The organism is Xanthomonas sp. DAR 34887, from assembly GCF_041245805.1.
Taxonomy (GTDB): Bacteria; Pseudomonadota; Gammaproteobacteria; order Xanthomonadales; family Xanthomonadaceae; genus Xanthomonas_A; species Xanthomonas_A tesorieronis.
Map to the genome: position 1 here is coordinate 449343 of NZ_CP162490.1, position 19960 is coordinate 469302.

Annotated in this window: 23 protein-coding genes and 1 pseudogene; 5 read left to right on the forward strand and 19 right to left on the reverse strand. The window is 63.3% G+C overall.

The genetic code is table 11. The features are described 5' to 3' along the window. Positions 1-76: 76 nt before the first annotated feature. From AB3X08_RS02045 to ilvD, 17 genes are all read right to left on the reverse strand, one after another. Positions 77-1063, reverse strand: a complete 987-nt coding sequence (locus tag AB3X08_RS02045; RefSeq protein ID WP_369938386.1) for an AI-2E family transporter — start codon at positions 1061-1063, stop codon at positions 77-79. Positions 1064-1273: 210 nt separating this feature from the next. After that, the gene (locus AB3X08_RS02050) at positions 1274-1684 is read right to left on the reverse strand and encodes a hypothetical protein (RefSeq protein WP_369935904.1); all 411 of its coding nucleotides are present in this window, start codon (positions 1682-1684) and stop codon (positions 1274-1276) included. Positions 1685-1899: 215 nt separating this feature from the next. After that, entirely contained in the window at positions 1900-2445 is a 546-nt protein-coding gene (locus AB3X08_RS02055) for an NADAR family protein (protein ID WP_369935906.1), read from the reverse strand. A 77-nt stretch (positions 2446-2522) separates the two neighbouring features. Beyond that, on the reverse strand, positions 2523-2768 hold the full coding sequence (locus AB3X08_RS02060) for a hypothetical protein (protein ID WP_369935908.1): 246 nt from the start codon (positions 2766-2768) through the stop codon (positions 2523-2525). 228 nt (positions 2769-2996) lie between these two features. After that, positions 2997-3320 carry a hypothetical protein gene (locus AB3X08_RS02065; protein WP_369935910.1) on the reverse strand — a complete coding sequence of 108 codons (324 nt, stop codon included), beginning with the start codon at positions 3318-3320 and terminating at the stop codon, positions 2997-2999. Between the two features lie 63 nt (positions 3321-3383). Then, positions 3384-3704 carry a hypothetical protein gene (locus AB3X08_RS02070; RefSeq protein WP_369935911.1) on the reverse strand — a complete coding sequence of 107 codons (321 nt, stop codon included), beginning with the start codon at positions 3702-3704 and terminating at the stop codon, positions 3384-3386. A gap of 66 nt (positions 3705-3770) precedes the next feature. Next, the gene (locus AB3X08_RS02075; protein ID WP_369935912.1) at positions 3771-4577 is read right to left on the reverse strand and encodes a trypsin-like serine protease; all 807 of its coding nucleotides are present in this window, start codon (positions 4575-4577) and stop codon (positions 3771-3773) included. Between the two features lie 84 nt (positions 4578-4661). Next, positions 4662-4895 carry a hypothetical protein gene (locus AB3X08_RS02080; protein ID WP_369935914.1) on the reverse strand — a complete coding sequence of 78 codons (234 nt, stop codon included), beginning with the start codon at positions 4893-4895 and terminating at the stop codon, positions 4662-4664. 58 nt (positions 4896-4953) lie between these two features. Then, complete coding sequence (locus AB3X08_RS02085) at positions 4954-5175, reverse strand: hypothetical protein (protein WP_369935915.1); 222 nt, start codon at positions 5173-5175, stop codon at positions 4954-4956. Positions 5176-5903: 728 nt separating this feature from the next. Next, positions 5904-6215, reverse strand: coding sequence for a DUF3658 domain-containing protein (locus AB3X08_RS02090; protein WP_369935916.1), 312 nt, complete (start codon positions 6213-6215; stop codon positions 5904-5906). A 242-nt stretch (positions 6216-6457) separates the two neighbouring features. Continuing rightward, positions 6458-6664 carry a hypothetical protein gene (locus AB3X08_RS02095; RefSeq protein WP_369935918.1) on the reverse strand — a complete coding sequence of 69 codons (207 nt, stop codon included), beginning with the start codon at positions 6662-6664 and terminating at the stop codon, positions 6458-6460. An 85-nt stretch (positions 6665-6749) separates the two neighbouring features. Further along, on the reverse strand, positions 6750-7151 hold the full coding sequence (locus tag AB3X08_RS02100) for a hypothetical protein (protein ID WP_369935919.1): 402 nt from the start codon (positions 7149-7151) through the stop codon (positions 6750-6752). An 84-nt stretch (positions 7152-7235) separates the two neighbouring features. Further along, positions 7236-7766, reverse strand: a complete 531-nt coding sequence (locus AB3X08_RS02105) for a DUF6438 domain-containing protein (RefSeq protein WP_369935920.1) — start codon at positions 7764-7766, stop codon at positions 7236-7238. 417 nt (positions 7767-8183) lie between these two features. Then, complete coding sequence (locus AB3X08_RS02110) at positions 8184-8447, reverse strand: hypothetical protein (RefSeq protein WP_369935921.1); 264 nt, start codon at positions 8445-8447, stop codon at positions 8184-8186. 161 nt (positions 8448-8608) lie between these two features. Continuing rightward, a complete protein-coding gene (locus AB3X08_RS02115; RefSeq protein ID WP_369935923.1) occupies positions 8609-8926 on the reverse strand; it encodes a hypothetical protein in 318 nt (105 codons plus the stop codon). A 61-nt stretch (positions 8927-8987) separates the two neighbouring features. Beyond that, on the reverse strand, positions 8988-9377 hold the full coding sequence (locus tag AB3X08_RS02120; protein WP_369935925.1) for a hypothetical protein: 390 nt from the start codon (positions 9375-9377) through the stop codon (positions 8988-8990). Positions 9378-10236: 859 nt separating this feature from the next. Further along, the gene (gene ilvD / locus AB3X08_RS02125; RefSeq protein ID WP_369935926.1) at positions 10237-12075 is read right to left on the reverse strand and encodes a dihydroxy-acid dehydratase; all 1839 of its coding nucleotides are present in this window, start codon (positions 12073-12075) and stop codon (positions 10237-10239) included. 242 nt (positions 12076-12317) lie between these two features. On the opposite strand from ilvD, the gene AB3X08_RS02130 reads away from it, so the two are divergent. The 4 genes from AB3X08_RS02130 to AB3X08_RS02145 all read left to right on the forward strand — a co-directional run bounded on the left by AB3X08_RS02130 (position 12318) and on the right by AB3X08_RS02145 (position 16207). After that, on the forward strand, positions 12318-13679 hold the full coding sequence (locus AB3X08_RS02130) for a glycoside hydrolase family 5 protein (protein ID WP_369935928.1): 1362 nt from the start codon (positions 12318-12320) through the stop codon (positions 13677-13679). A gap of 102 nt (positions 13680-13781) precedes the next feature. After that, a complete protein-coding gene (locus tag AB3X08_RS02135) occupies positions 13782-14330 on the forward strand; it encodes a DUF1190 domain-containing protein (protein WP_369935929.1) in 549 nt (182 codons plus the stop codon). Positions 14331-14370: 40 nt separating this feature from the next. Beyond that, a complete protein-coding gene (locus tag AB3X08_RS02140; protein ID WP_369935931.1) occupies positions 14371-15552 on the forward strand; it encodes a glutathionylspermidine synthase family protein in 1182 nt (393 codons plus the stop codon). Continuing rightward, positions 15545-16207, forward strand: a complete 663-nt coding sequence (locus tag AB3X08_RS02145) for a hypothetical protein (RefSeq protein ID WP_369935932.1) — start codon at positions 15545-15547, stop codon at positions 16205-16207. The genes AB3X08_RS02140 and AB3X08_RS02145 overlap by 8 nt, the downstream gene beginning before the upstream one ends. Before the next feature lie 1052 nt (positions 16208-17259). Here AB3X08_RS02145 and AB3X08_RS02150 read toward each other — a convergent pair. Beyond that, complete coding sequence (locus AB3X08_RS02150) at positions 17260-17859, reverse strand: hypothetical protein (protein ID WP_369935933.1); 600 nt, start codon at positions 17857-17859, stop codon at positions 17260-17262. A gap of 559 nt (positions 17860-18418) precedes the next feature. Between AB3X08_RS02150 and AB3X08_RS02155 the strand changes: the two are divergent. Then, a pseudogene (locus AB3X08_RS02155) lies at positions 18419-18595 on the forward strand (phage integrase N-terminal SAM-like domain-containing protein); the annotation flags it as partial. 31 nt (positions 18596-18626) lie between these two features. Here AB3X08_RS02155 and AB3X08_RS02160 read toward each other — a convergent pair. Then, positions 18627-19925, reverse strand: coding sequence for a DUF58 domain-containing protein (locus AB3X08_RS02160; RefSeq protein WP_369935934.1), 1299 nt, complete (start codon positions 19923-19925; stop codon positions 18627-18629). Positions 19926-19960: the final 35 nt, after the last annotated feature.

Genomic DNA, 19960 nt, shown 5'->3' on the forward strand with positions numbered 1-19960 from the left:
GATAACGTCCGCATTGGCGCCGCCGTGTGGCGGCATCGGGGATGAAGCTCCGGAGTCTACGCGCTATCCGACCGGATCAATCCGCCGGTACGGCATCGTCCGCGTCGTCCAGGGCCTGGTGGACGTACAGGTGCTTGACCAGGACGTAGAGCACCACGGTCAGCGGTGCCGCCAATACCACGCCCATCGGTCCGAACAGCGCGCCGATGCCGAACAGCGAGAACAGCAGCAAGGCCGGCGGCAGGTTCACCGCACGCGCCTGGATCAACGGTTGCAGCACATGGCCCTCGATCTGCTGCAGCACCACGAACACCAGCAGCGCGCCCAGCGCCACCTGCGGGCTGACGGTGAAGCCGAGCAGCACCGCCGGAATCGCCGCCACGATCGGGCCGACGATCGGAATGAAGTCCAGCAGCGCGGTCAACAGGCCGATGCCCAGCGCAACCGGAACGCCCAGCAGCCACAGCCCCAGGCCGGTCAACGTCCCCACGACCGCCATCGCCAGCAACTGCCCGGTCAACCACGCGCGCAGCGCCTGGCCGCTGGCGGCCAGTGCGTGATCGGCGACGGCACGCCGGTCCAGCGGCAGCAACCGCAGCAGTCCGCGCCGGTACAGGCTTGGCTGCGCGGCGAGATAGATGCCGCCCACCATCATCAGCACCGCATCGGTCACGCCGCCGCCGGCCGACAGCACGATCGATCCGGCGTGCGTGGCCAGGGTCGAGGCGCCGTCGCGCAACTGGTCGGGCAACTGCTCGATCTGCGGTCCCAGCGGACCGGACTGCAGCCACGCATGGAACTTGTTCCAGGCCGCGGGCAGCGTGGTGCGGAAGGCGTCGATCTGGGCGGCGACTTCCGCGCCGAACAGGAACACGATCGATGCCAGGATCAGCACCAACAGCAGGATCACCAGACCGAGCGCCGCCCAGTCCGGCACCGGCAGCCACTTGCGCAGCAGCATCGCCAGCCCATGCAGCAGCACGCCCACCACGACCGCGCCGAACACGATCAGCAGCAGTTCGGAGAGCTGCCAGGCCAGCAGGGCCAAGCCGCCCAGGGCCATGACGACCAGCACGCGCGCCACGAACGGCCGCAGCGGGGATGGAGAACTAGGGGCGGTGGAAAGCATCTGGCACATCCCGGCAAAACGTCGGTGTGCGGACGATACGGGCAGCACAGTGCAAAGCGAGCGAAGAACGCGCCGCGCCCCGGTTGCCTGACCATGCCGGTCCTTTACGCGGGTTCGGCGCGAATGACTGGCGCGCGTGCAGTTCTAGCATTGGAAGAAGAAGTACACGAACGCCAACGCCAGGCCGCCCACCCACACGGCGATCATTCCGCAAAATCCCAGGCCGATGACGGCGCAGCGGGAAAACCGGCGCATGCCGCGCGTACGCCGGACCAGGTAAGCGAACAGCAGCCCGCCCACGACGACGCCAAGGGCGACCACGAGCCATCCCAGCAGATTGACGATCGGAGGCTTCGGGCCGAATTCGGACGGGCACTGGCTGCTCGCGTAGGCGGGAAAGGCGAGCGCAAGCAGCGTTACGAGCGCAGTGCCAGACGAAAGTCGCGGGCACGTCGTCGTCTTCCCTGGCGCAGCGGTCGAACGACGACCGCGCGGGCGCGGAACGATGCCAAGACCACGACGGGCGAAACCGCTGGCACGGGGCGTAGGGCGCATCGCTATCTGAGCTCGTTGCCAATGACCAACGTCAAGCCCGACCAAGCTGCGTTCAGAACCATGGCGCCAAAGGATTTCCGTGTGGGCGGAAGCCTGCTGCCGTGGCGACCGAGGCTCGGCGCAGCTTGGTACGCAAGCAGGTTCAACAGGTTGAATGCGGCAGGCATCATGAGTTGCATCCATTGTCGGCGGCGCAGCGCGGTCTGCAACTTTTCCTAGCAGCCGTCGCGCACCTGCATGAGGGCGAAGCCAAGGAGATTGAGGCCGGGCCAGAGGTTCGGATTGCTTGCCCGCGCGTCATCGTGGGCCAGACCAATGCCCCAGATGGCGTCGACGGGACTCGCCTCGACGAGAATGCGGGAGCCTGTTTGCTTGAGGAACAGGCCCAGTTCCGCGTTCTGAGAAAACTTGGCCTCGTTGGCGCGGATGACGACCGAGAACCGGTTCTCCAGCCACGTCGCCTCGTCGAAGCCGCGCACCTGCCGACCCAAGGCTTTTGCTGCCGCGGGAGTGGGCGCTTTCAGCACCGATGCTCTTGTCGATTCATCTCCGAACAGCGCGGCCTTCTCCGCCATCATGAAATGCTCGGCGGTGGGATAGCGCTGCCCCGCAACGACGAACGGAGCTTCGAACCATTGGCTGAAGCAGGATGCGGTCACTTTGCCTTGGCTGGCTTGGTGGCCCCAGAAGAAGAGGTAGTTCAGCGCCTCACCCGCGTCGAAGCGGGAGCGGAGGGCTTCCAGGAGGTGTGCATCATGCATTGTGGATCATTGCCTCTGCACACGAATCAAACTGCAGCGCAAAGCGACATACGCTGGAACAGGACCGCCAGAGCGCATCAGTCCCACCAACAGGCAACGGGGTGTGTCCCGTTGGAAACCTGATACGGCTCGTAGGGCTGGTCCACGAAGCCCGCCCATGTCTCGTCGGGCTTTAGGTACTGGGGAAACCATGTCTCCACCTCCTCGGGTGTAGCGGAGGTCATGATATAGACGGTATCCGAAAACGGCCACTCGGGAACGTCGAACGCGGCGATCTGAACCCGGATGTCTTCGACATCGGGACGCGGCGCAATGGCGTTCAAGACGGCGCGGAATGCATCGGGTCCTGGAGCGCCGTCGAGGTTGCAACCGGTGCTCCCGACCTCGACGTCCTCTTCGAAGAACTCGTCGATGGTCAGCAGTGGCCGCGGAGTGCCGGGCGCGTCGGGATGGCCCAGCCGGCTGACGCGTTCGGTGATGCGGTCGAGAGGGTCATGTTGGCTCTAACGTTCGAATTGAGCTGTGGCGCGAGGAATCGCCATGGCTTGGTCTCATTCACGTCCCCGCATGTTGCTCACCTTGATCAGCCTCGTCACGCTAAAGACGCGTTTGCATACGCCAAGATTGCCATAGCTCCCTTGCGGCCCTAGTGTGCCTTGCACGGTGACATGTGATGTGCCCCAGCGCTCCGGTAACTCTGCCCTGGACATGTCGCCATTGATGCACCACTGCTCGTTCTTCTTAGCAGGGACCAGGTAGGCGAACTCAAAGTTGTAGAAGTACTCGCCTGAGTACGTGCGTGTGCCATTCGAAGTCGTGGCGCAGCCTGCGCAAAGTGTCATGAGAAGTGCTATCAGACCCGCTCGACGTTTCATGTTGCGCTCCAGCGTCTGGATTGATGACCCGCGTAGCGAAGCGGGCTTTGCTTGACTGAACCGTCAGGACTTTATGGCAGCATTACCCTGCTCTGAGAAGGCGCCGAGCAGCGTTTGTTCGAAGCCGACAATGCTCACGGTTTTGTAGTCGATCATCCGGATGCGAGAGACGGCAAGCTCGACAAGCGAGGGCTCTGCATCGACCAGGCGGTCTTTGACGCCGAGATCTAGGTTCAAGAGCGGAAAGATCCAGCGAGGATCACCAACCTCCAGAAAGTCGTGAAGAGGCAGCGTGCTTGAGCACTCGTAAACGGTAATCCAGTGGCTTCGGAAGTCACCGACTTCACGAAGCTCCAGCCCGCAGTGACTGCAATATCTGGACATCGGCCTGGCGTATGGGTTGAGCCGAGCCGCGGGCGACTTCGGCTTGAAGGAGTTGTTGGCGACCGCCTATGGTTGCATAGAGATGACGCTCTCAATCCACTCGCTGTAATGACTCAGACGAACATTGCAGGTGATCTGACCGTACCGTCCAGGCGTCCTGACAGTGCTTTGAGGATCCGACCATGACGTCAGTCCCGCCAACAGCCAATCCTTTCCAGTCTGGACAAGGACCGGCCCGCCACTGTCGCCACTTCCCGTCCCGCCCTCGAGCGGGAGGGCGTCCGACGGCTTGTCGAACGTATAGCAGAGCCAGCGGCCATCGGCGCTGGTGACTTTGTTGTAGGCGCGGCGAAGCTCGGTGCGGTGAGCGCTGCTGAACTCGTAGCCAACGATCCCGTTACCCGTAGCGCCCTTCCCTAGGACCTTGACGGTATGGCCGAACTCATCGCCGCTGTTGTCGATCGCGCCTGGACTGACATCAGTCACGGGCTGCGCCAATTTGAGAAGCGCGATGTCATCCGAGGAAGAAAGCGCGACCCTGAAAAGTGTCCAATCCCAAGTGGCCAGTGCTTGGTCAAGTAGCTTTTGCGTAGGCTTCTTGTACCCAGGGTGTACCACGAGACGTTCCACATCCCTGGGTACTCCATTGATGGTGACCTGCTTGATTTCAGATTGCCACGTGACCGCATGGGCAGCGGTCACCACCCATTGCGGTGCAATCAGCACGCCATGCCCCTCGCCAGGCATATCGACCAGAGCGGGAAATTCGGACGCAGGAACCCGATACTTCGAGTCATCGACGTCATCCCGGATGACGATCGCGCTTGCACTGAAAGAGACGACGACCAGTGCGAGCAACAAGAGTCGGGTCATATGCGATTCCTTTGGGCGGATCTCCGAGCGGCTTGCGCCTGGAACGAGTCGAATCATGAAGTGCATCGAGCATGAGCGGCAATGCTAAGCGGATGCCTCGCGCTCAATGAGCACGAAATCCTCGGCTGTCTCTGTCGTGTAGTGCACGAGCCCGGCGAAATCGGTATCGACCATGATGCCTTCGCCAAGATATGCCCAGCTCTCCTCGCCCGGCAGGTACTCGTTCGTGTCCATCGAGGCAATGACGCGGCCCCGGTAGGCTCCATCGATCCGAATGATGTCGCCAACTTTCATGTCTGTCCCATCCGCGTACTTCATGCTTCCGCCTGATGTTTGAGCCAAGTTCCGCTGCGGACCACCCCCGACTGGATGGGTGCTAGGCCGCCGCTGCGTGTCCTGGCCGCCAACCGAGGAGGCGCGCTGGCAGGAACAGGATGGCCTGCAGCAGCGCGAACACGGCGGAGAACGTGATCCCTACGAGGCGGAAGGGCAGGGTCAGCAACCAGACAATCGGCCACAGGACCAGGACCAGCAGGGCCAGCGGCCAGCACAGGACAAGGAGAAGGCACCAGGCGACTGTCGCAATCAGCGTTTTCACGATGCGGCTCCTTTGGCCCGTGAGCGGAAGCGGAAGGATTGCAGCTCCGGGGGAGATGCGGCAACCGGCCTGCGACGAACCGGCCAAAGCACCTGATGGAACGCCAGATAAGGCGACGGACACTTCCCGCAACCTAGCGCCTGAGCAAGCAGAGCCGCGAATCGGCGCCGGCCTGGATGATTTGCTAGGGGACAGGCTTGCGGATCCCTAAGAGCTCAAAATCGCTGAGCATGCCGACGACCTCGCCGCCCTCGAGCGTGCATCCGGCGACTCTGTCGCCTGAATTACGCCGATCCGTCAATGGGTTCGGCCTGAAGCCTGGTCAGCGCCCATGCTGGGACACTTGGGCAACGCTTGCAAGGTGCCTTCGTACGGCCGAGATGTCCGGGAAGCGCGAGTTATCGCTGATCTGCCCGATGCTCCTCAGGCACTCCCCTAGAGTGCTCGGACCTGATGCCGGGACAAGCCGGTACGAGCCACTGGCAACTGTGACGCCGCTGCGAATGTTTGTAGTGAGGAATTGCGCAGCTAGAGGATTCCCGGCCATGTCCCAAAAGCGCCAGCCGCCGTCCTCCACATCGATACCTTCACAGGACGCAATTGCATCGGTTGCGGCTGCGAAGACGAACAAGGTGTTCTCGTCAGTTGCCAAGGCAAAGATCATGGGTCCCAATACCTGAATTAAGCCGACCCGAGAAGCGGTTTCGGCTTGAACGAATTGTCAGGCCTCATTGCGGCACGTGTGGCAGACGAATTTCGCTGAATCTCATGCGGTGCAAGTTGCCTTGTGCCTGCAGGCGCCCTGCAGAAACCAAGACCCGAACGCGGTGTACGTAAAAGACGTCGGGAATATCCAGGTACAAGTCTGGGTGCGCGTCCATGGCCATCCCCACCACTAATGACACTTTGCGCCAGCTCGTATGGCTGGAGGCAAGAAGCGCTTGGTCGATAGCCTTGAGGTCATCAGTAGTCAGAACTTCCACTGCTCGCAGCTCGTGGATATCGGGAGGTGGATCATCTGGGTTGTCTGTTGGGTTCATGATGATGGTTCTTATGAGGCCTAGCACCTGAACTAAGCTGAACCGCGAAGCGTCGTCAGCTCGAATGAATCGTTAGAGCCCGGCCCATGCATACGCGAAGACCACGGTCTCACGAAATGCAGGATCAAGTCTGACATAGTCTGCCACCCGCTCCGCGAAATGGTTGCCGAGGTTCGTGGCAGTGTCATAAACGGAGCGCGCAGCGGTGATCTTGGGGTGGCGAGTTTAATGGATGGTCTCAACTATTTGCGCCAAGCTGAAATGATCATGCCGACGACGTAAAAAATGACCCCGGTCAGGCTCAAGCCAGCGACCAGGAAAATTCTAATGCCGTCGCTGGGCGCGGGACCCTTGGCAAGCCCCGTCAGAAAAAGGAGTGCTGCTACCGCAACCAGTACGAGGCCGGCTTTGCAATAAACGTTGAGCGACTTACCGAAGGAGATATTCATGCTTATTGATCGTCCGTGAAATTTAACAAAGGGACTAACGCCTGAATTAAGCCTAGCGTGAAACGGCTTCGGCTTAAAAGAATTTTCAGAACTCAATTGCGACATCTGCAAACCCAGCGGCCCGAAGCACCTGCACCACCTTATCCACTATTGGATCTCCGGCCGAGGTCTTGTTCTGTCCGAGGAGCTTTTGCGCGAAGCTGCGGTGGCGCTCAAGCATCACATGCCACTCCCCGAAGTTGGGGCAGCTCGGATCTTCCTCCGAACTGCCCGCCACGCACATGAGGTAGGAAACGCCTTGGTATTCCGCCTGATTGGCCCAGCCAAAGTCCTCCATGCAAATGACATCCGCGTCAACGCCCGACTCGGACAGCGCCGAGACAAGCCACTTTGAGAAGTCCTCGCCGAAGCAACAGTCATTGATGAAGTCGGGCCCGACGACAGACAAGTTGAAGCGGTCAGTTTTGCAGGTGATGTCTATGACCACGAGGCTTTCCGCATTGAGCCATAACGACTGAATTAAGTCGATCCGCGAAGTGGGCTCGACTTGAACGAATTGTTTGAGGGCGTATTACTCTTCTGGGCCCACCCATTTTGAGGCATCTGTTACATCATCGATAATCTTGGATAGGAGATCGATTTTCGAAGCGAGTGCAAAGCCGCGGCATCCGTAGTAGTAAGAGACGTGCTTCTTGCCTGTCTGCGTGGCGACAACAATGTCAACAGATGGATTGTCGGTCCATACGGATTTGCAGCCATCTTTCTCAAAATGGTACTGGTCATTCCAAGTCGAGAACTGAAGCCGCTTTATGGAGAGCGCTAAGTAGTCATAGTCACTCTTGGCTATTGACCCTTGGGATTTCCCTTTGACCTTCACATCTCGCTCGCCATCAAACGAAACGGAGCCGTCGGACTTTGCGGTGACCGTATAGACAGGGCATGTCCCGAAACATGCGGAGCGATGCATAGTTACAGACAAGATTTCTGTTTCATGGGCAGTGTTCGTATCAGGTGCTTCTTGGTGCTGTGCTGAAGTCCTTGAGCAGGCCACGGAAAGCAAGGCTACGATGAAAAAATTGATCTTGGCGCGGAGACCTTTCATAAGCCCTCTAACACCTGAATTAAGCCGCGCCGCGGAACGGCGTCGGATTGAATGACTTGTTAGGCCGCTGGCCCGGATAGGCCAAGCCCAGCGACCACGAATGCAACGGCCTGCTCAACGCTGCTCGCCGTGAGGCGGCTAGAAGAGACTGAACTTTCAAACAAGAATGGGCAAGTGCCGGTACTGGACTCGAGTTGTACCTCAAGGTCACTAGCCGGATGCCGAAAGAACCACAAGCCGTCGTCGTCAGTGCCGGGATGCAAGACGCTCTGTTGCGTTGCGGATATGTCTGGATCAAGCAGGTGTAGCTGATCAATTATTTCGTCAACATCCCGCACTTCAGCTCCTGCGGCCTGACGCCTGAGTTATGTCGCGCTGCGAAGCGGCGTCGGCTTGAACGAATTATTAGGCAGTAGATTACCCCGCGGCCGGGTCCCACGCTTTGATGGTACTTGGTAAGGGCAGCGGTGACGGATCGTCCGAGTAGCTGAAGATCTCCAAGCCGACGAACTGACCTCCGTGCGCCCACACAAGCACGCCCACGCTTTCGCCCGACGGAGTCTCGGCGATTGCGTCCGCAACAAGCTCGGCGATCTCCCCTTGGGGCAAGTGCGCGAAATCCACGGAGGCACACCCGCAACCGCAACGGCCGATGACCTGCAGGTTGGGCAGGGTTTCCATAGGGGGCATTTCGACGTCATCTCTCGGAGCGAGCGCTATAGCGCGCTCGACGACGGCCCGCTCATCATCGGAAATCGGTCTTACGGCAAGTGGTGCTTTCCCATGCGGCTTAATGCCTGAATTAGGCCGATCTGCGAAGCGGACTCGGCTTGAATGAATTGTTAGGCATCGTTGGTGAACTCAACCGAGGAGGCCGTAACTGAAATAAGGCCGCGTGCCAAATAGATATAGCTAGTTCCTGCACTCTCACCAAAAATCCCTTGACTGACATTGCCAAACTTGGCGTGCTGCTCAAGTAGCTCAAGATCGCTAAGTTGGTTGAAATGGGTGACTCCTGAGAATTGTAGCGTGCCAGCGACACGCTCAGGCGAGTCGCCGCTAGGGTAGTAAGCAAGCTTTACAATCACTGTTCTCGCCACGGGATCAAGTGCGACTGCGAGGAGACTGGCATCATGTAGTTCGAGCTGCGAGAGATCCATTTGCAGTGCCTAACCCCAGAATTAAGCCGACCCGCGAAGCGGATTCGGCTTGAATGAATTGTTAGGCGCCAACCCGGGCGCCATGCCACGTATCCAATAACTTATTTGCGACGTGCGTTTGGATTTCGCAGATGTCATGAAGATGCCAGATGAGATGGACGGCTAGCAACTGCAAGTTGCCATGCTGAATCGTGTCAAATCCTTGGGTGCTGGCCGAGAGCACTTGAGTGATAGTGCCGCGTAGGTCCGGCTCATGTGATCGAACAGCTGGCTCAAATGACACATTTGCCGCCTCACAGAGCTGCTGGACTACAAGTGCCTCGCCTGCACTATTGCTCTCGATCTCGAAGATCGCGACGTCTCCGGAAATATGGCTGCCCGCGACTTTGACCTCTGGGAGGGCATCAAGTAGCCGGCGAACGTCACTGAAAATTTGAACGACCGAAGACATGTGCTGTGGCGCCTAACACCTGAGTTAAGTCGCGCCGCTAAGCGGCATCGGCTTGAATGAATCGTTAGGGCGCATCTTACAGGCCTGGTGGGTTGCGAGCGCCACAGCCAAGCCCGTTGCGACACCCGCGACTCCGGCCATAGCGCTAAAACAAAGCATTGCCATGCCAGGAGCGACACCGATGGCCGCGGCAGTGGCATATGACGCCCGGCCAGCTCGCAGAAGCAATACGTAAGCCGGTGCAGCGAACACGACTAGAATCGGGAGCGCCACAAGGAGGCCGTAAAACACGACCACGCCCGCGAGGACCAGCAGCAACGGCCAGTCCAGTCGCGGCCAAGTTGACGCCGCACCCGAAATGACTAAGCCCACGTACCAAACGAAAGCGCACGCCACCAATGAAATGAGGCTGGCGAAGCACATCACCGAAACCGCAAAGTTGCTTCATGCGCGCCCTAACACCTGAATTAAGCCGCGCCGCGAGGCGGTGTCGGCTTGAATGAATTGTTAGGCAGTGAGTGGCCGAACGGATTGGGACAAGAACCGTGCTCCCCAGCACTGCTGCCTAGGCTGAGTGTGCCACAGCTCGCGGGGCGAAGCTTGCGCCGCCAAGGATGTGGTTACCACGCAGATCTATGCGCATGTGCTGGGGTGCGGGGCATCGGCGGTGCGCAGTCCGCTGGATGGGCTGGGCGACGGCGGCGAGCGACGCTAGCGTCAGGAAAAACAATCCAACTGTGGGCGTTTATGGTCCCGCGTCGGGACTGAAGTCCCTCCCACAGTGCGATGCGAGGGTGTCATGAAGACCGTGGGAATCAGCGGTCTTCATGGCAGCACCTCAATCGTCTAACTCAGCACCTCAACCGTCCAGCATCGCCTTGTCGCGCACCGCACCCTTGTCGGCACTCGTCGCCAGCAGCGCATACGCCTTCAGCGCGGTGGTGACCTTGCGCGGGCGTACTTCCACCGGCTTCCAGCCCCGCGCGTCCTGCGCGGCGCGGCGGGCGGCCAGTTCGGCGTCGTCGACCAGCAGGTTGATGCTGCGGTTGGGGATGTCGATCAGAATCCTGTCGCCGTCGCGGACCAGGCCGATGGCGCCGCCGGCGGCCGCTTCCGGGGAGGCGTGGCCGATCGACAGGCCGGAGGTGCCGCCGGAGAAGCGGCCGTCGGTGAGCAGGGCGCATTGTTTGCCCAGGCCCTTGGACTTCAGATACGAGGTGGGGTAGAGCATCTCCTGCATACCGGGGCCGCCCTTGGGGCCTTCGTAGCGGATCACCACCACGTCGCCGGCCTGCACTTCGTCGCCGAGGATGCCCTTGACCGCGGCGTCCTGGCTCTCGAACACCTTGGCATTGCCCTCGAACACGTGGATCGATTCGTCCACGCCGGCGGTCTTGACCACGCAGCCGTCGAGGGCGATGTTGCCGTACAGCACGGCCAGCCCGCCTTCCTGCGAATAGGCATGGGCGACGTCGCGGATGCAGCCCGCTTCTCGATCGGCGTCCAGCGTCGGCCAGCGCGTGGCCTGGCTGAAGGCGACCTGCGTCGGGATGCCGGCCGGGCCGGCCCTGTAGAAGGTGTGCACGGCGTCGGCATCGGTCTGGGTGATGTCCCATTGCGCGATGGCATCGGCGAGGGTGCGGCTGTGCACGGTGGCCTGGTCGGTATGCAGCAAGCCGCCGCGCGCCAGTTCGCCGAGGATGGCGACGATGCCGCCGGCACGGTGCACGTCCTCGATGTGGTACTTCTGGATGTTCGGCGCGACCTTGCACAGCTGCGGCACGCGCCGCGACAGGCGGTCGATGTCGCGCAGGGTGAACGGCACTTCGCCTTCCTGCGCGGCGGCGAGCAGGTGCAGGATGGTGTTGGTGGAGCCGCCCATCGCGATGTCCAGGGTCATCGCGTTCTCGAACGCTGCGAAGGTGGCGATGCCGCGCGGCAGTGCGGTCGGGTCTTCTGCGCCGTACCAGCGGTGGCACAGTTCCACCGCGGTGCGTCCGGCCTTCAGGAACAGTTGCTCGCGGTCGGCGTGGGTGGCGACCACGGTGCCGTTGCCGGGCAGGGCCAGGCCCAGCGCTTCGGTCAGGCAGTTCATCGAGTTGGCGGTGAACATGCCCGAGCACGAGCCGCAGGTGGGGCAGGCGCTGCGTTCGAACGCGGCGACCTTTTCGTCGGAGGCGGTGGGATCGGCGGCGATCACCATCGCGTCGATCAGGTCCAGGTTGTGGTCGGCGAGCTTGGTCTTGCCCGCTTCCATCGGCCCGCCGGACACGAACACGGTGGGGATGTTGAGGCGCAGGGCGGCCATCAGCATGCCGGGGGTGATCTTGTCGCAGTTGGAGATGCACACCAGCGCGTCGGCGCAGTGCGCGTTGACCATGTACTCCACCGAGTCGGCGATGATCTCGCGGCTGGGCAGCGAGTACAGCATGCCGTCGTGGCCCATGGCGATGCCGTCGTCCACGGCGATGGTGTCGAATTCCTTGGCCACGCCGCCGACGCGCTCGATCTCGCGCGCGACCAGCTGGCCGAGATCCTTCAGGTGCACGTGGCCGGGCACGAACTGGGTGAAGGAGTTGGCGATGGCGATGATCGGCTTGTGGAAGTCGGCGTCCTGCATGCCGGTGGCGCGCCACAGCGCGCGGGCGCCGGCCATGTTGCGGCCGTGGGTGGAGGTCTTGGAGCGATAGTCGGGCATGGGGCAGCGAACGTGCGGGCGGGGAGGCTGGCGATGGTGGCGCGATCGGATCGTTGCTGCTGCAACCGTCCTGGCGCTTACCGGTGGGCCGACCACGTTAGCACGCGGGCTGGCGCCGCCGCGCGCCGGGCGGGACTGGGAGGCGGGTCGCAGACCGGCCTGCCTGCGCTTGGCAGACTGCGCAGGCCGGTGCGTCAGGGGGCGTAGGCCCGGCTCGCCCACCATGACCACAGGAGGTGTCCATGCCCCGGCATGTGCGTTCGTCGTCTTCCGCTGTTTCCTTCCCCGCTCCGTCCCTTGCCTCCACGCCACCCGATCCGGGCCGCCGCAGCGTGCTGCGCGCCGGTGTCGGCCTTGCCGCCGGCGCTGCGCTGTGGGGCCTCGGCGGCCACGCCCGCGCCGCCGGCACGCTGCCGTTCGCCGGCCTCAACCTGTCCGGGCTGGCGTCCAACAACTTCGTGGACAACGCCATCATCGACAGGCACTACCGCGACATCCGCGACCAGCACATCGCTGCCGCCGGTGCCTGCCCGCTGTTCCGCCTGCCCACCACCGCCGCACGCTTCAGCAGCGGCCAGGGCATGCCGCTCAATGCCACGTATTGCGATCAGGTCGAGCAGGTGCTGGACCGGCTCGCGCTGCGCGGCAAGCTGGCGATCCTGGAATTGCACGATTACATGCGCCTGCCGATCAAGGTCGCGAGCAAGTCCGGTTACCGGCGCGATGGGGCCGGCCAGTTGATCGGGCCGGACGGACGCGCGGTCGCCGATCCCGCCGCCGATGCGGTCTGGGCCGGCACCTACCGCAAGGGCAACTTCCTGTATCTGGGCTACCACGATCCCGCCGACAGCCTGCTCAAGCTCTACGAATACCGCGTGATCGGCACGCCGGGCTGCACGCTGTACAACGCCGCCGGCCTGCCGGATCTTTGGAGCCGCATCGTGCAGCGCTTCCGCTCGCATCCGGCGATCTTCGGCTGGGGTCTGATGAACGAGCCCTACGAGGGACCGGAGTACAACGCCGACGGCAGCAAGCTGGTGATGGCCGACCACTGGCTGCGCACCGCTACCGCCACGGTGGCGCGCATCTTCGACTTCGACCGCGCGCATTACGTGTTCGTCTGCGGCAACGAATACGCCAGCGCCCGCCGCTGGGAGGATCTGTCCGAAGGTCTGTATGCGATCCCGGATCCGTACGGCCGCATCGTCTATGAGGCGCACAACTATCTGGACGAAGAAGGCCGCGGCGGCGGCGCCTGGCGCAACCCTAACGAGAGCGTCGCACCGGACACCGGCATCGAGATGGTCGCGCCGTTCCTGCGTTCGCTGGGCCGCGCCGGCAAGCGCGGCTTCCTCGGCGAGCACGGCTATCCGGCGGGCAACGCCAGCGCCGAACTGGCGACAACGCGCATGCTCGCGCATCTGCAGGCCAACAACATTCCCAGTACGCAATGGTGCTTCGGCCCCGGCTGGCCCGACGGCGACGTACTGGGCATGAGCCGCGACGTCGGCATGGACATCCAGGTCAAGTCCAACATCGCCGCAGTGCAGCCGTATTTCACCGCGCGTTTGTCCAGTTACGTACCGCCGCCACCGCCGCGTTGATCGCGTCGGCGTTTACGTTTGCGAACGCAGCGTGGCCGGTCGCGGGTTCCCGTGGCCGGCCGAACCGGGCATCATCGGGGCTGGACTCAGGAAGACGTTGCCATGAAAAGGTCGAAGACGACCGCCCTGTTGCTGCTGGGCGCCGCGCCGCTGCTGTTCACCGCCTGCGAGCGCGAGCCCGAAAACAAGACCCAGCAAGGCCTGTACACCTCGGTGGAGGCCTGCGCAGAGCAGACCCACGACATCACCACCTGCCGCGAGGCGTTCAAGCAGGCGCAGCAGCAGTCGGCCGAGCAGGGACCCAAGTACGCCAGCCGCGAGCAATGTGCGCAGGACTATTCGGCCGAACGCTGCGTGGAGCAGCGCGACCGCCAGGGGCATTCGTTCATCGGCCCGCTGATGACCGGCTTCTTCCTGTCGCAGATGCTCAACGGCAATCGCATGGCCGGTTTCAACGCCGCGCCGGCGTTCCAGGACCGGCAGAACCAGTGGCAGCGGCCTGCCGCGGCCGGGGCCGGCGCGGCCGCCGCCACCAGCCTGCGCGGCAACCAGACCATGACCCATATCGGCGCCACGCCGAACCGGGCGGTCACGGTGAGCCGTGGCGGCTTCGGCAGCTCCAGCGGCGCGCGCGGCAGCGTCGGCGGCTGATCGCCGCGCCGCTCCACGCCGCATCAACCAAGGCAAGTACATGCAACGCATCGCGATCGTCGAACGCGGCGACTGGCGCGCGCAGGCCGCCGAGTGCGGCTTTCGTTTCCACACCATCGGCGGCGAACGCTACTGGGACGAACGCGCCTATTACGCGTTCACCCTACGCCAGATCGAACGCGACCTCGAGGATCCCAGCGCCGAGCTGCATCAGATGGCGATGGGTTTGGTGGACGAGATCGTCGCCAGCGAGGAATTGATGCAGCGCTTGGCGATTCCGCCGGCGTTCCGCGACTGGATCGCCGAGAGCTGGCGGCGCCGCGATCCGCATCTGTATGGGCGCCTGGACCTGGCCTATGACGGCACCGGCCCGGCCAAGCTGTACGAACTGAACTACGACACGCCGACGTCGCTGTTCGAGTCGTCGTTCTTCCAGTGGCAATGGCTGGAAGACCAGCGCGCGCAGGGGCGCCTGACATACGACGCGGACCAGTTCAATTCGATCCACGAAAAGCTGGTGGCGCGCTTCGCCGAACTGGCGGCGCAGTTGCCGCCGCCGCTGTATTTCGCCGCGGTGCGCGAGTCGGAAGAAGACCAGGGCACGGTCGCCTATCTGCGCGACTGCGCGGCGCAGGCCGGGCTGTTCGGCGAGGCGATCGCGATCGAGGACATCGGCCTGTCCGCGGACGGGCGCTACACCGATCTGGACGACGTGGTGATCGGCGCGTTGTTCAAGCTGTACCCGCTGGAGGATCTGTTCGCCGAGCGTTTCGGCCAGGCCTTGCCGGGATCGGGCCTGCGCCTGCTGGAGCCGCCGTGGAAGGCGGTGCTGAGCAACAAGGGCCTGCTGCCGCTGCTGTGGTCGCGCCATCGCGGCCATCCCAACCTGTTGCCGGCCGCGTTCGACGACGGCGCCGCGCTGCCGCCTGGGTGGGTGCGCAAGCCGCTGCATTCGCGCGAGGGCGCCAACATCGCCTTGCATCTGGCCGACGGCCGCATGTTCGAGAGCGATGGCCCCTACCAGGGGCCGTGCATCGTGCAGCAGGCGCATCCGCTGCCGGCGTTCGACGGCCGCTACCCGATGGTCGGCAGCTGGATCGTCGGCGACGCCGCCTGCGGCATCGGTATCCGCGAGGACGACGGCCCGATCACCCGCGACAGCGCGCGCTTCGTGCCGCATGCGATCGTCGAGGCGGGGCAGGCCGGCGTGCTGTATGCCTGAGCGTGGGCCGTCGCCGATCATGCCGCGGCGGCATCGCAACGACGGTACGCCGCTCGCGGCCTATGCGGACCGGGTGGTGGTGCGCTGCCATCGCTGCGACGCGCCGGGCTGGGTGCTGGCGCAGTGGCAGCCGTACCGCTGGCAGGCGCGCTTTCGCTGCGGCCAGTGCAGCGCGGCGCTGGACAGCGGCAACGGCGACTGGGTGGGCGCGCTGCGGCTGTCGGGCCGCCGTGCCTGCGGCCATTGCGGCCACCAGTGGGTCCAGGTCTGTGCGGTCTCGACCGCGGCGGTTGCGCCGCCCGGGACTTTGCCCGGGCGCTGCGCGCATTGCGGCCAGCAGAGCGCGGTGGCGGTGCAACCGCAGCGCGTGCGCGACGCGCTGCCCTGCGATCCGCATTTCGGCATGCGCCTGGCGCTGGTGGCGCCGACCCGCGCCGGTGTGCTGTGGGCCTACAACGCGCGCCATCTGCAGGAGTTGCAGGACTACGTCACGGCCACGCTGCGCGAGCGGCGCGGCCTGTTCGGGCGCTCGATGGTGGCGCGCCTGCCGGCGTGGATGAAGCTGGCGCGGCACCGGCCGCTGATGGTCCGTGCGCTGCAGCGGCTGCAGCATGCCTGCGCGCAGTTGCCGCCGGCGCCCACTGTCGCGCCGTGACCCGGCCGCGATATGGCGGAGTGCCGGATTCGTGACGGCGCCGCGCGCTTGTCGTCCGCGATGTGGCGTGGGCGCGCTGCACGCCGTTCGCGCTGGCATGCAGCGCAAGCGCGGCGCCAAGTTAGCGGTGCCGCATACGGCGCAGATGCCGCGGGCGTCCAGTGCGCGCGTCCCTGCGATGCGGGGAAGCTTACGAGCGCAGCGGAGCAATGAAGACGGACGACGAAGCGGCAAGCGATCCGATGCACGGTGACGAGAGGGCCGCGCACCGGAGCCGACGGCTGACGCGCAAGCGCTGTTGCCGAAGACGAAAGCCGCACCGCACTTGCAGCACTACCGCCTAACACCTGAGTTAAGCCGCGCCGCAAAGCGGCGTCGGCTTGGACGAATTGTTAGGTGCTGGACCGGAGGGCGCGCACGCGCTGCCACATGTGCCGACACCACCCGGGCGCAACAAGCAGAGAGTAAACCAGCCATACAGTGCCGCTGCCAAACCCGCCAATGAAGAACGCGAAGATCGCGACCTCTGCGGCAGTGCCCCAATGGAGGAGCCCGCAGGCAACCGAAATTGCCCAAAAGGCAAAGCCGACGCCCACGCTCCACGAGGAGACGTGCCGCAGCAGGGCTAGGTTTCTGGTCTCGTACGCTCGGATTCTCACCAGGCGGCACCTAACACCTAAGTTAAGCCGGCCCGCGAAGCGGGTTCGGCTTGAATGAATTGTTAGGCCGCATGCTAGCGCAGTTGCGGCCGCCAACTAAAAGACTGACATCCAGTCGTTCGCCTCAAGTAGAGCTAAGAAAGGTCAATTGAATCGACCGATAGGTCAAACGTGGTGCGGTACCCGCCCTTTGGATGGACTCCAACAATCTCAACGTTATCCACCCCAGGCGCGCTTTGGAGCAACGCGAGAAGTTGCATCCTTTCATCGTCCGTATGAGTTGTTACGCCTTTCCGACGCATTAACCGTTGGTACTGATGCATGCTATACGGCCAACGTTTGAGATGAGAGGCGTGACCCGGCCTGCCGAGGCACGTCCTCTCGATTGAAGGGTTAGGCGCCAAGTCGCACCTCAAAGTATGGACACATCTCGACTGATGGATCGTATGAAAGCAAGAGAAATGCTCGCTTGATGTGCTGGACTTTCGCAACAAACCCTTCAAGAAAGACAGCCACAACTTCTTTTCGAAGTTCCGATTCGTCGGTGTGGACAAGCACGAAATAGCCATCCGGGTACGGCGCGTCTTTCAGATGAGGGAATCGCTTGTCCTTCTCGTCCAGCCTGCTGGAGAGTTGAGCTAAGAACTTTTCTTGACTCCACTCAGCCCATTCAGGAGCAACGCCAGCCGCTATGGACTTCTTGTGGTGATGTATTGCCAAGCCATCGACCAGTTCAGTCACTTCGATTGCGACGCGCTTTGCTTCGGCGTCCTTTGCCTCGCAGTCGGGTGGATCGCTTTGACGTCCCCGGCTCTTGATATCAGAAAGGGACGGCTCCCCGCGAACGCTCATGGATTCGGCGAGAGCTGTGGTGACTCCCCACTCTTCGAGGTCTCGATCTGTGGACCAGAGAAAGAAGTCGGCATATCCTCGACTTCGAGCTTGAGCTTCACGGATCAATCTGACGATCTCGGCTTGTTGCTCGGAGTTCATTGGCCTCTAACGCCTGAGTTAAGCCGCGCCGCAAAGCGGTGTCGGCTTGGACGAATTGTTAGGCAGCGTACTGGACACGGGCTAACCCTTAAAGATTGCCGCTTGGAACTCTTGGAGATGTTGAGCCCCAGTGAGCTCATCACTTGCCGATAACTTTCTAGGGATTGCTCTAATAGCGCGGTAAGGCCTCGCTCTTGGTCTGCGCCCGGAAAGTCTTCCTCTACGAGGCCGACGCCGTTGCGAAGCTCAGCAAAGGCGCGCTCCAGATCAATCTGTGCCTCCGGCGGGAGATAGCCCCGGACCGGGAAGTTGCTCGGCGCACATAGGACGACATAGCCCGATGAAGTCGTAGAGGCTGCTGACACTTTGGATGCGACGTTGTGACATTAGCTGCCTAGCTACTATTGGACCGCCTAAAAGCGGTGTTGCACCAAGTATCGACTAACGCCGGAGGCCTGGAAAGGGGGCGAATTCCTAACCCGTAACAATGACTTGCCCGATGGTAGTCACCGGTGCTGGCGTCGATGCTGGTTGCGTTATCCGACGTTTGAGCGGGCGTATGAGTTACACCCGTGACGATGCGGGCGTAATGGCGCGTCTGTCCCTCAAGCTGCTGGATCAGGTCCGTGGTCGGCTGCGGCTTCGCCATTACAGCCCGCGCACCGAGCAGGCCTATGTGGGCCGCATACGGCGTTTCATTCTGTCCAACGGCAAGCGACATTCGATGTCGGGAGGGGGGCGACATCGCCATGGGCCGCGGCGTCGCGCTACAGCAACCCGTCGCGTTTCACCGCGAGATAGCGCTGCACCAGCGCGCCCGGCAGCTCCTCGCCGGTGACGTCGAGCACCATCACGCCGTGGCTGCGCAACGCGTCGTGGGCGTCGCCGCGCTGTTGCAGATACCGCGCGACCGCGCCGGCCTGCACCGCTTGCTGCAGGTCCTGCACGTCCTGGCTCAGCGCCTGGTCCAGCGCCTGCTCGCGCAGGCTGGCCACGCACACCAGATGCCGGCGCTGCAGCAGCCGCACCGCCGCCAGCAGGTCTTCGATGTCTTCGTCGCGCACGTTGCTGATCAGCATCACCAGCGAACGGCGGCGCTGGCGCAGCGACAGTTCGGTCGCCGCCGCCAGGTAATCGGTGGCCACCGCCTGCGGCTGCAGGTCGTAGCTGGCGCGCAGCAACGCATCGACCGTGCCCATGCCGCGCTGCGGCGCGACCCAGCGCGCGTCGCCGCCGCTGGCCATCAGCCCCACCGCATCGCCCTGGCGCAGCGCCAGGTACGACACCACCAATGCGGCATTGAGCACGTTGTCGAAATGCGCCAGGCCGCTCTCGCTGGCCATCATCCGCCGCCCGGTGTCGATCAGCATCAGCAGCTGCTGGTTCTTCTCGTCCTGGTACTCGCGCGAGATCAGCTTGCGCGCGCGCGAGGTGGCCTTCCAGTCGATCTGGCGCAGGCTGTCGCCGACGCGGTATTCGCGCATCTGGTGGAAGTCGGTGCCTTCGCCGCGGCGCCGCTTCAGGTGCGCGCCGACCAGCCGCGACGCCTGTTCGGCGCTGAACAGGGCGAAGCGGGTCAGCGGCGCGAAGTTCGGATACACGCGCACGGTCTGCACCGCGCCGGCCACGCGCCGCTGCCGCCACAGGCGCCAGGCCGAGTGCAGGCGCAGGTGGGTGCCGGCAAAGTCGAAGCGGCCGCGCGCGGTCGGGCGCAATCGGTAGGTGAGGTGGGTCTCGGTGGCCGCGCGCAGCGTCACGCGCCGCGGCAGGCCCTGCATCCACCAGCCGCTGGGCACCAGATCGAATACGTCCAGTGTCTGCCGCTGCGCGCTGTCGATGCGCAGCCCGGCCTCGCGCTCCAGCCCCAGCGGCAAGGCTTCGGGCAGTTCGCGGCGCAGCTGCGGAGTGGGGCTGCGCCACAGCCGCCACGCATCGACCGCCGCAATCACGCCGATCGCCGCGCCCAGCGCCTGCCACGGCCACAGCGCGATGAGCTGCAGCGCCGACGCCAGGCCGCACAGTGCCCAGAGGCCGAGCAGGGCTAGCAGGAGCGGGGCGGGTCTCATGGGTGGAGGGCCGGGATTCGGAATTCGGGATTGGG